This window comes from Virgibacillus sp. JSM 102003 (assembly GCF_041949995.1).
Taxonomy (GTDB): domain Bacteria; phylum Bacillota; class Bacilli; order Bacillales; family Amphibacillaceae; genus Lentibacillus.
Map to the genome: position 1 here is coordinate 317,347 of NZ_JBHFQH010000002.1, position 10,945 is coordinate 328,291.

Annotated in this window: 15 protein-coding genes; 8 read left to right on the top strand and 7 right to left on the bottom strand. The window is 37.8% G+C overall.

The window, feature by feature from the left end; genetic code table 11:
• The first annotated feature begins 37 nt into the window (after positions 1–37).
• The 5 genes from ACE1TG_RS04045 (at position 38) to ACE1TG_RS04065 (ending at position 3,626) form a co-directional block, all read left to right on the top strand.
• Positions 38–181, top strand: a complete 144-nt coding sequence (locus ACE1TG_RS04045) for a cytochrome c oxidase subunit 2A (RefSeq protein ID WP_375051069.1) — start codon at positions 38–40, stop codon at positions 179–181.
• A 12-nt stretch (positions 182–193) separates the two neighbouring features.
• Positions 194–655, top strand: a complete 462-nt coding sequence (locus ACE1TG_RS04050; protein ID WP_375051070.1) for a cytochrome c oxidase subunit II — start codon at positions 194–196, stop codon at positions 653–655.
• Positions 656–670: 15 nt separating this feature from the next.
• Positions 671–2,350 carry a cbb3-type cytochrome c oxidase subunit I gene (locus tag ACE1TG_RS04055; protein WP_375051071.1) on the top strand — a complete coding sequence of 560 codons (1,680 nt, stop codon included), beginning with the start codon at positions 671–673 and terminating at the stop codon, positions 2,348–2,350.
• 79 nt (positions 2,351–2,429) lie between these two features.
• Positions 2,430–3,065 (top strand): SCO family protein, encoded by a 636-nt coding sequence (locus ACE1TG_RS04060; RefSeq protein WP_375051072.1) that lies wholly within the window; start codon positions 2,430–2,432, stop codon positions 3,063–3,065.
• Positions 3,066–3,626: a hypothetical protein gene (locus tag ACE1TG_RS04065; protein WP_375051073.1), complete on the top strand. Its 561-nt coding sequence runs from the start codon at positions 3,066–3,068 to the stop codon at positions 3,624–3,626.
• Between the two features lie 183 nt (positions 3,627–3,809).
• On the opposite strand, the gene ACE1TG_RS04070 is transcribed toward ACE1TG_RS04065, so the two are convergent.
• The 6 genes from ACE1TG_RS04070 to ACE1TG_RS04095 all read right to left on the bottom strand — a co-directional run bounded on the left by ACE1TG_RS04070 (position 3,810) and on the right by ACE1TG_RS04095 (position 5,693).
• Positions 3,810–4,028 (bottom strand): spore germination protein, encoded by a 219-nt coding sequence (locus ACE1TG_RS04070; RefSeq protein WP_375051074.1) that lies wholly within the window; start codon positions 4,026–4,028, stop codon positions 3,810–3,812.
• A 40-nt stretch (positions 4,029–4,068) separates the two neighbouring features.
• Positions 4,069–4,461: a spore germination protein GerPE gene (locus ACE1TG_RS04075; protein WP_375051075.1), complete on the bottom strand. Its 393-nt coding sequence runs from the start codon at positions 4,459–4,461 to the stop codon at positions 4,069–4,071.
• A gap of 11 nt (positions 4,462–4,472) precedes the next feature.
• Positions 4,473–4,646 (bottom strand): spore gernimation protein GerPD, encoded by a 174-nt coding sequence (locus ACE1TG_RS04080; RefSeq protein ID WP_375051095.1) that lies wholly within the window; start codon positions 4,644–4,646, stop codon positions 4,473–4,475.
• Positions 4,627–5,190 (bottom strand): spore germination protein GerPC, encoded by a 564-nt coding sequence (gene gerPC, locus ACE1TG_RS04085; protein WP_375051076.1) that lies wholly within the window; start codon positions 5,188–5,190, stop codon positions 4,627–4,629. The genes ACE1TG_RS04080 and gerPC overlap by 20 nt, the downstream gene beginning before the upstream one ends.
• 67 nt (positions 5,191–5,257) lie before the next feature.
• Entirely contained in the window at positions 5,258–5,464 is a 207-nt protein-coding gene (locus ACE1TG_RS04090; protein ID WP_375051077.1) for a spore germination protein GerPB, read from the bottom strand.
• A gap of 16 nt (positions 5,465–5,480) precedes the next feature.
• Positions 5,481–5,693, bottom strand: a complete 213-nt coding sequence (locus ACE1TG_RS04095) for a spore germination protein (protein ID WP_375051078.1) — start codon at positions 5,691–5,693, stop codon at positions 5,481–5,483.
• Between the two features lie 140 nt (positions 5,694–5,833).
• On the opposite strand from ACE1TG_RS04095, the gene ACE1TG_RS04100 reads away from it, so the two are divergent.
• Together ACE1TG_RS04100 and ACE1TG_RS04105 are read left to right on the top strand one after the other, a co-directional pair.
• A complete protein-coding gene (locus tag ACE1TG_RS04100) occupies positions 5,834–7,018 on the top strand; it encodes a DUF418 domain-containing protein (protein ID WP_375051079.1) in 1,185 nt (394 codons plus the stop codon).
• A 166-nt stretch (positions 7,019–7,184) separates the two neighbouring features.
• Positions 7,185–8,693, top strand: a complete 1,509-nt coding sequence (locus ACE1TG_RS04105) for a nitrate/nitrite transporter (RefSeq protein ID WP_375051080.1) — start codon at positions 7,185–7,187, stop codon at positions 8,691–8,693.
• Between the two features lie 289 nt (positions 8,694–8,982).
• On the opposite strand, the gene ACE1TG_RS04110 is transcribed toward ACE1TG_RS04105, so the two are convergent.
• A complete protein-coding gene (locus ACE1TG_RS04110) occupies positions 8,983–10,179 on the bottom strand; it encodes an ornithine--oxo-acid transaminase (RefSeq protein ID WP_375051081.1) in 1,197 nt (398 codons plus the stop codon).
• Between the two features lie 160 nt (positions 10,180–10,339).
• On the opposite strand from ACE1TG_RS04110, the gene ACE1TG_RS04115 reads away from it, so the two are divergent.
• Positions 10,340–10,705 carry a YisL family protein gene (locus tag ACE1TG_RS04115; protein ID WP_375051082.1) on the top strand — a complete coding sequence of 122 codons (366 nt, stop codon included), beginning with the start codon at positions 10,340–10,342 and terminating at the stop codon, positions 10,703–10,705.
• The last annotated feature ends 240 nt before the right edge of the window (positions 10,706–10,945 follow it).

The following is a 10,945-nucleotide window of genomic DNA, read 5'->3' on the forward strand; positions in this document are numbered from 1 at the left end:
TGTAGTAGAAAGATAGTTTACAAGGAGGGGATTTGTGATGGAAGCAGCAAAAACGAGTACTCCAGTCGAAAATAAAGAAGAAAAATCATTAAAAGGTACGATGATCTCCGTGTTATTTGTCTTAGGAGTCATCGTTGTTATGTGGGTAGGAGTCTTTTGGCTATATATGTCCAGAGTATAGGAGGGAAATGATATGCATCGATTAGAAGAAATTTGGCTTGGATTAAGCGCCGGTATTTTAATTTTATTTATGGTAGTAGTTGGTTATCAAACATTCGCGTTAGGTATGGGGCCACCAAGTAACAAGGATACGATTGATCCTGAACAAGTAGATCAGACAGCTCCATTTGATGAGCCTGGTGTAAAAAAGGTTGGAGAAAACGAATATGAAGTTATTATGACATTACAAGCATTTGGCTTTAACCCTAGTGATATTGAAGTTCCAGCTGGAGCAGAGGTGACATTTACGATGACATCAAAAGATGTTGTACATGGTTTTCAGGTTGCTGGAACAAATATTAATGCGATGGTAATGCCGGGTCACATCCAGAAAATAACACACACATTTGAGGAACCAGGCGAGTATCTAGTGTTATGTAATGAATATTGCGGTGCGGGGCATCAGCTAATGTCCACGACAATCACGGTGAAGTAAAGGAGGTAAAGTCAAATGGAACAATCAGTAAGAGAAACATTTCGCGAGAAGGCGAATAAAGGATTAGGCGTAAATCCTCTGGATGCAAAAATATCGAAATCATATTTATCAGTAGCCTTTATTACTTTGCTTATTGGCGGGATTTTAGGACTAGTACAGGGACTTCAGAGGGCAGGTCTTCTGGAATTGCCGACATGGTTGAATTATTATCAAGTATTAACAGCACACGGTATTTTATTAATTCTTGTTTTTACAGCTACTTTCACAATCGGATATTTATATGCAGTATTATCCCATACATTAGAAGGACTACTTCCAAAAGTGCGCAGAATGGCTTGGGTAGGACTTTCACTCATGTTATTAGGAGTGGTGCTAGTAGTTGCAACGATTGTAATGAATGAGGCATCTGTATTATATACTTTTTATCCACCACTTGCTGCATCACCTATCTTTTATATCGGGTTAGTATTTGTTGTGCTTGGTATATGGTCATGTGCTTTTGGAGCATTTATCAATTACAATCACTGGAGAAAAAATCATCGCGGTCAAGTAACCCCGCTGTATGCTTTCTTCGCAATGGCTGTATTCGTACTTTGGTTCTTTGGAAGTATTGGGGTAACAGTCGAAGTGTTAACGCTTATTCCTTGGTCATTGGGCTGGAAAGAAACAATTAACGTTATGGTTAGCCGCACACTATTTTGGAGTTTTGGACACACATTGGTAAATATTTGGTATATCGTAGCAATTTCAGCATGGTATGTGGCTATACCTAAGATTATCGGCGGCAAAGTATTCAGTGATAAACTTGCAAGGGTAGTAGTAATATTATTAGTTATCCTAAACATTCCTGGTGGTTTTCACCATCAGATTATCGATCCGGGCATATCAGAATCAGTTAAGTTTTTACACGTGTTTATGAGTACATCAATCGCATTTCCTTCATTAATGACTGCATTTGCGATATTCGCTATGTTTGAAAGAGCTGGCAGAAAACGTGGAGGTAAAGGATTATTAGGCTGGTTTACAAAATTGCCATGGGGAGATGTTCGTTTCCTAGCTCCTATGATTGCAATGATTGCCTTTATCCCTGGAGGAGCTGGTGGAATTGTCAATACAAGTAACCAGATGAACCAGGTAATTCACAACACAATGTGGGTTGTTGGACACTTTCATATAACTGTAGGTGTAACAGTTGTACTAACATTCTTTGGAATTACTTATTGGCTTGTACCGTTTTTATCCAAACGTAAGCTAACACCTCAAATGAATAGACTCGGTGTAATACAGACAATTGTTTGGACAGTTGGAATGATCTTCATGTCAGGTTCTCAGCATTTAGTTGGCCTGTTAGGTGACCCAAGACGTACATCTTTCACTACCTATGGAGACCATGAAATAGCATTAAGTTGGGTGCCTTATGAGTATGTTATGGCATTCGGAGGAACATTACTACTTTTAGGTGTAATCATTCAAGTATATGCAGTAGTTAATATGATGTTTTTCGCTCCAAAAGGAGAAACAGAATTCCCAGTTGGTGAAACTGAAGAAAGTGAAGCACCTACACCACTATGGACAGAACGGTGGAGCATTTGGATCATCTTAATGCTTATGGTTGTTGCTATGGCTTATGTTGTTCCAATTGTAGACTTTGTGGTAAATGGACCACCAGGATCACCACCAATCAGAACATGGTAGTTGAAACAAAACTAAAAAGATAGTCCTGTTCAGGGCTATCTTTTTAAAATAAAACTAATGACTTGGGAAGTGATCGGTTATGATCAAAGACAGACATAATTTAATAGCTATCATTCTCGTAATCCTATTTGGAATTGGTTTATTTTATATTGGAACTGATGGATTTCGTGCTTTCACAGCAGAAAGTGCTAGAACATATGAAATATTGCAGAATAAGCCTGAATTTCCACCAGTAACTTTAGAAGACAGTCATGAGCGGACATATACTTTTGATGAATTTGCAGAAGCGAAATATGTATTTTTGACTTTCATGTATACAAGTTGTACAACTGTATGCCCGCAGCTGGAGATGAACATGGCAGATGTTTATGAGCAGATACCAAGTAAATATATTGGTGAGGACATCGTTTTCTTAAGTATTAGCTTTGACCCAAAAAGAGATGACCCAGCTACATTAACCAAATACAGATCTTATTTCGGCAGCGATGGAGAGACATGGCGTATGGCCAGAATTAATGACCAGGCTGAACTGGATTCACTGCTGGAAAAACTGGGTGTAATTGTAATTCCTGATGGTAACGGGGATTTTACACATAACAGTGCCTTTTATTTGATTGGGAAAACAGGTCATTTGCAGCAAGTGATGGATTTCACCAAAATTGATGAAGCTGCTGGTACTGTTGTAGATATTCTAAACAGCGAAGAGGGGGAATAAATGATGAAACAGGCAATCTATGGTTTACTGCTGTTCGTCTTTCTGATTCTTCCCCCCGTAGCTAATTTACTGGAATCGATAATGATTATTCATATGCATATGCAAATGCCATTACTATTAGCATCCGGATTCCTAATGGCACGATTTTTTCAGATAAAGTTTCCGGGTTTTTTTGAAAAATGGAATCGTAATGGGGTACCTGGAATTCTCTTATTTATTATTATTTGGAGTTACTGGATGATTCCACGTTCAATGGATGAAGCAATTACTGTTCAAATGGTAGAGATTTTTAAATTTATTAGTTTACCTTTCTTGGCAGGAGTTTCCCTCCGTGATAGCTGGATGAAGCTTGGAAAAGTTGGCAGAAATCTTATTTATATATTCTTTGTTATCATGTTTGGACTAATGGCGTTGTTGTATATCGGAGCGGATAGCCAAATATGTAATAACTACCTGGAAGTGGAGCAAAAAACACTTGGCTGGGGTTCACTCGCAATGGCAGCATTTTTACTTATATATGTTTTGCAATTATTATTCATTGATCAATCAGGATTTGAATAAGCTTGAAGCGCCTCTTGTAAGGGGTGCTTTTTTTGGCAGGGGAGGAGGTCGAGGGTTTGTATAATGCGGGATTTCAATCTTCTGTTGGGGGAACTCTAACCAGGTAGGAGAAACTTCAATTAACTTCAGCAAAAAACACAACAGCAAAAAGAACTGCCCGTATAACAGACAGTTCTTTTAATATTAAGCATTTGCGGTTACATTTTGATCGTTCACATCAGGGTCAAATGGATTGGTGGAGCTTAACCCACTATTGGTACAAATGAAATCGCCAGTGTTTTGTGATCCTGAACCAGTATTAGTTTTAGAAGTACTTTTAGGTGCCAGATAAAAAGAATCACCAAAATTGATAACGCCACCGCCCACGCTGTTAATTTTTATTGGTCCAACAATTGATGGCATGAAGAATTCCTCCATAATCATATTACAGGATACATATAGTTTATGATGTCATGTTGTCATCCGTGCCGATACTATACTGGCGAAAGTGTTTTACCCTTGCTTCTGCAGATAATTCGTTAAGGTTGCCAATATGCAAAATAGCTGATTGACTTACGCCGAGAATAGATATACTTTCAACCTGAATTATGTCAGAATGATTCAGGGTATTTTTATGGATTTTAAGAGCATCACTTGGCCAGTTTGCCTCTCGTTGAAATATTGTGAATTTATTAAAATACAATCCCTCATCGTCAGCAAATGCTGCACCTTCTTTTTGTATTGCGAGTCCTCTTGTTTTCGGTCTGGCGTTTGATGTATCGCCGATGTTAAACACACCACTATATGTTAAACCATGAACTTCGATATGCTTTACGGAAGCTATTCGCTTTTGCATCAACAAATTCCTCATCCTGATAATGGAACGATGGTACCTATCATAGTTGCTTCTGGCGGTGTATCGAAGAATGAAGAGAGTATTATTTCTTCACTGTCCCCGACTAAAAAAACAGATGACGATGTGATCGCATCAATTTGAACATTTCCGACTTGTAAGCCCCAATTATGAACTTCCATATTCATTTGTTGAATCATTCCTTTCCATATATGTTGTTAGCGAATGATGAATTTCATTCTTAATTTGCTCTGTTATGAATTGTTTCTTCTGTTCGTCTGAAAGTTCCTGCTTGCTTCGTTTTGATTCTTCTTCGTAAAAAGCGATTCGTTCGGGTAGCTGTTTAGCCATATCCTCAATAAGTATGGATGGATCGGTGTTATCAATTGAAAAATTATTCTGATCCGCTAAATTTTGAATTAGGTTTGTTCCATCTTCTTTTAAATATCTATTTAAATCAGTTAATAACTGTTGTTTAAATGGTGTTTTGCCAGTTGGAACAGAGAGATCTTCTATATTTTTCAGGTCATTTGGTGATAATCCGATATGGAGAGTTCCATCGAGATTCTCTATTTTAAGCTGGTCAAAATGATATTCAACTTTTTCAATGTTATTATGATTTGGTTCTTTTTGTTCAAACTTCTCGACTCTTGATTCCAGTGATCTGATTTTTCTATCCTGCTCATCGATTCGTTGAAGTAAGTTATACATATAATTATTCCAGTTATTCATAAGAGTGTGCCCTCCTTATAACTAGGCAAATACCTATAGTACCATATGCATAACGGCAGAAATTGTGCTAACGACCAGGCTGTTGCAACCGAATGATGGAAGCATCACCAACAGGTTCGGCTGGTTCTGCTGCTTCTTCATATTCACCTGTATTGTAAATATCAGATTGTGCCTGAATACACCCAGTACTTCCGATTTGAACAACTGAAGAATTAGTTATCGCACCAATTTTTAACATATGAATACTTATGGATTGGTGAATGGTAAAATTCATGGTATACACTCCATTATTAATCTATATTCTGATCCGCTGCATCTGTATCCCGTACATACGTATTCGATTCTTTCAACTGGATATGAGTGCCATCTCCTGTATTAAAGGATCCACCACCAGCATATGTTTTTGCAGTACTTTCCGGGCTCATAGAATACACATCTCCAATGTTAAAAATGCTGGACGAGCCTATATTAATTACTTTGACTGCTCCGACTTTTGCTGGCATGCTAAATCCCCCCTTCACGTATAGTTTATGTGAAGGTGAAAATTTGTTGAATCAGTAGAAAGAAGTTATTATTAATTTATAGAATAATAGAAAAGTTCGTTATTCTGGCAGTAAGTTTTCTAAGAAAGGTAGTGGAACGAATGAATGTTGTATCGCCATCGAAGGAATCTGAGCGTTTAATATGGATTGATGCCGCTCGGGGTTTCGCTATTTTAGGGATTTTCGTCGTAAACATTGGAGCTTTCTCTGCACCGTATTTTATGTATGGCGGAGAGGAAGATGCGTGGACATCCGCTATTGATCAGAATACTCAAGTATTTATTGATATTTTCTTCCAGGCTAGCTTTTATACACTTTTCTCGATATTATTTGGCTTTGGCTTTCAGGTTCTGAAGGAACGATTGGTGGAAAAAAATATCGATGTCTATCCATTTTTATTTCGGAGACTATTTGTATTGATTGGTTTTGGTTTAATCCATGCATTTTTAATCTGGCATGGTGATATTTTATTATCATATGGGGTTGTTGGTTTATTTTTAGTAGCATTTGTAAACCGAAAAAATAAAACGCTATTGGTATGGGGAGCGCTGATGTTAGGACTGAGCGTTAGCTACTTTTCTAAAATGTTATATGATGCAAGGGCGTTTTTGGACGGTTATGACGCTTCGAAAATTTCCCAGGTGAAGGAAAACTATAGCAGCAGTGATCTGTCAGTGATTTTGTCACAAAACGCTAGCGATTGGTTTTATTCGAATAGTTTATTCTCAAGTTTTCTTTTAGCAACAACATTATTGCCTTTATTTTTATTTGGTATGTTCCTAGCAAGAAAAGGATGGCTGCACAAGCCCGACGAACATAAACGAACACTTTTGATAGTGTGGTTTATTAGTTTGCTATTCTTTGCAGCATTAAAATTGGGTCCATATTCATACAATAATCCGACTTGGTTCTCATACATTCAGGATAATCTTGGCGGAACAGCATCTGCTTTATTCTATTTATTCTCTATAACATTGCTGGCAAGGAGCAGTTTTGGAACAAAGTTGATAAAACCGTTCACTTATGTTGGCAGGATGTCCCTGACAAATTACATAACGCAATCGGTCATCTGTTTTATATTGTTTTATGGAATAGGTTTCGGGTTGTATGGATCGGTGCGGCCAATCGTCGCTATGGGGATTGTTGCAGTTGTCTATAGCCTTCAAATTGTCTCGAGTAAATGGTGGCTGGAAAGATATCGCTTTGGACCGCTTGAATGGATATGGCGAAGTTTTACGTACAAAGAAAAACAGTCTTTACGAAAAGTGAAGCGAAGAGATTCCTAGTGACAACAGTAGTGTGACTATAAAGCAAAACTGCCACAATAATGTCATAGCATAAAGGTATAAAAGAAGATGTGTATAAGTTATACTAGACAAAATGCTTTTACATATTTTACCTTGTTGAACGTCTTAAAGTCACTAGAATTTGGTAGTGAAAGGAGAGGTTATATTGAGTAACCAGAAATTACAATTACCCCTTCAGACATTAAGTTTAGTTGTTGGATTTATGGTATGGGTAATTCTATCCTCATTAATGCCATTTATTAAAGAGGATATTGATTTAACAATGGGACAGGTGTCCTGGGTTACGGCAGTTCCTGTTATCTTAGGATCAATTTTACGAGTGCCTATCGGTTATTGGACGAATCGTTTTGGAGCCAGATGGATATTTTTAATTAGTCTTATCTTTTTAATATTTCCAGTCTATTATATTAGTATAGCTAATTCATTTATCGGCTTAATTATTGCTGGCTTATTCATTGGTGTCGGTGGAGCGATATTCTCTACTGGTGTAACATCACTTCCTAAGTATTTTCCAAAAGAACGCCATGGTTTCGTAAATGGAATCTATGGTGTTGGTAATATTGGTACAGCATTAACTGCTTTTGCAGCCCCGATTATTGCGGGACAGTTTGGCTGGGAAGTAACTGTCCGATTATTAATTATACCGCTTATATTGTTCGCCTTATTAAACTTTTTCTTTGGTGACCGCAATGAACCAAAGGTATCGACGTCGTTGAATAATCAAATTAAAGCAGTTTACCTTAATCAAAAGCTATGGTTTCTCAGTCTATTTTACTTTCTGACTTTTGGTTCGTTTGTAGCATTTACGGTTTATCTTCCAAATTTTCTAGTCTCAGAATTCAATTTGACAGAAGTTGATGCTGGATTACGTACAGCTGGGTTTATCGCACTTTGTACATTAATTCGCCCTCTAGGTGGTTGGCTTGGAGATAAGTTTGATCCCTTTAAAATCTTAATCCTTGTATTTACCGGATTAACATTATCCGGTGTCTTGCTGTCATTTTCTCCAACGATGACATTGTATACAGTCGGTACGCTAACCGTTGCGATTTGTTCCGGGATTGGGAATGGGACTATTTTTAAACTGGTTCCTTTTTACTTCTCAAAACAAGGTGGTATCGTTAACGGTATTGTTGCAGCAATGGGGGGGTTAGGAGGTTTCTTCCCACCGTTAATGCTGTCAACTGTTTTCAGTCTGACAGGTCACTATGCAATTGGATTCATGGCTTTATCACAATTTGCGTTAGCAAGTTTAATTATTGTCATTTGGATGTATTATACAGACAAGCTTAAGCTTTCCAATGAAATTGTGGAAAACACAGGTCAAGGTGTTATGGTTACAGATACAAAAGGATTTATTACAAACGTGAATAAGGCTTTTACTGAAGTAACCGGGTATACAGCTGAGGAGGCTTTAGGGGAAAAGACAAAAATATTAAGCTCTGGTTATCATACAGCTGATTTTTATCAATCCATGTGGGATGAGTTGGATAAAAATCGTTATTGGCAGGGTGATATTTGGAACAAGCGTAAAAATGGTGAAGTCTATCATGAATGGCTGACGATAAGTGCAATTGAAGGTGATGAGGGAGAAATCATTAAATATGTCGGTATTTTTAGTGATATCTCGAATGAGAAGTCATCTGAAAACTAGGATTTATTCATTAAGTTCTGAAGCTTTTTAATCTTAGCATATAGACATAAGTTGCGATACTGTAGCAATGTTGTTTCGTCTCGGTAACAGGAGCAGTATGCTATGTCACAATATATAAACTTTTAGGACACTCGAGTCTTTTAATCAAAACAAAAAGATAAAGCTTGGATAATAAGATATTATCCAAGCTTTATTTAATTCTAGGCAGAAAAGAAAGTATAAATCCTTTCTTACTGCATAAGTGTAATTAAGGCTTATCTATATTAAGGCTTGGTGATAACCTAGTTTTCTAACCTTTTAAAACATCTTTAATATGGTTTACTGCCCATTTTAAATCATCTTTTTCAATGATAAGTGGTGGGGCGAATCGGATTACGTTTTCGTGTGTTTCTTTACATAAAAGGCCTCTTTCTTTCAATGCCTCGCAGTATGGGCGGGCTGCTTCATTCAGTTCAACGCCGATAAATAATCCCTTGCCTCGTACTTCTTTTATCATCGGATTATCAATGCTTTTAAGTTCATCCATCATGTATTTACCAAGTTCCAATGACCGGTCAGCCAATTTTTCTTCTTCCAATACTTCGAGTGATGCCACTGAGACCGCACATGCGAGCGGGTTACCGCCAAATGTGGAACCATGTGATCCCGGGTTAAATACGCCAAGTATGTTTTTGTTGGCAACGACACATGAGATAGGGAATACACCACCACCCAGAGCCTTTCCTAAAATGAGAATATCAGGTGATACATCCTCCCAGTCGCAGGCAAACATTTTTCCAGTTCGACCTAAACCTGCCTGGATTTCATCAGCAATATATAATACATTGTTTTCTGAGCATACATCATATGCTTCTTTAAGGAATCCTTCTGGTGGCATGACAATTCCAGCTTCACCTTGGATTGGCTCGAATAAGAAGCCTGCAGTATTTTCATTTATAGCTGCCTTTAAAGCGTCAATATCCCCATATGGAATGACTTTTATTCCTGGAAGCATTGGTCCAAAGCCACGCTTATTTTCTGCATCGGAAGATAACGATACCGCTGCCATCGTACGCCCGTGGAAGTTGCCTTCACAAGCAATTATTTCTGCTTTGCCCTCAGGAACATCTTTAACATCATAAGCCCAGCGACGTGCAGTTTTAATAGCTGTCTCGACAGCTTCTGCACCAGTATTCATTGGGAGCGTCATTTCTTTGTTTGTTAATTTGCAAATTTTTTCATACCATGGACCTAACTGATCATTATGAAAAGCTCGTGAGGTTAGTGTTACTTGGTCTGCCTGTTTTTTTAATGCATCAATGATTTTTGGGTGACGATGTCCCTGGTTAACTGCTGAATATGCACTTAGCATATCCATATAGCGGTTTCCTTCTGGGTCTTCAACCCAAACACCTTCCGCTTTTGATATGACAACAGGAAGCGGGTGGTAATTTTTAGCGCCGTATTCCTGCGTCTGATCAATTATTTGCTGACTGTTTTGTACCATACTATCCCTCCGATTTTAAATCTCGATTACACATTATAGTATAACAGTTTTTAAACAATTTTACTTCCAGTTTGAGGTGTTCAAATAATTTTCAAATGAATTTCTTAGTGGTACATGATATGATAGTTTTATTATGTATTAATGCATAGGAGGAACATATATGAATACACATCTGCACGTCACTGCATGGGCCTTGGCATTCATTCTTTTTATTGTAGTGGTTTTACTGCATAAATCCGGCAAGGTAAAAGGTGCAAAAATAGTACAAATGATTTTGCGTCTGGACTATTTATTAATACTATATTCCGGTGGTACGCTGCTTGCGGCATATTTCAGCGGTCCGCAAATGGGAGAAGCCATCTTTAAAGGTCTTGCAGGAATATGGGCTATCTTTGCCATGGAAATGATTAGCTTGAAAATGGGCAGAGAAGAAGCAACGAAAAGCTGGTGGATTCAGCTTGTTATTGCAGTTATTCTCACATTAATTTTAGGTTTTGGAAGATTAGGGTTTGGATTTTTACCATAAGGTAAACAAGGAAGGACTTTTCCAGTGAGGAGAGGTCCTTTTTTAGTGGTTCTTAAGCATTCGGCTCAAGCTGTCACATAATCGGCTGAAGTTCACAATATTTTGGCTCAATCTTGGTCTTCTGTCAAGAAAATGGACACTTCACTTTGGTGAACTATTCATTCAAAACTACTACCGCGCTTCGCTTGGTGTGACCGTAGAAATGAAAAGTCTAAGACAATGACTTTTCATTTCTACGGC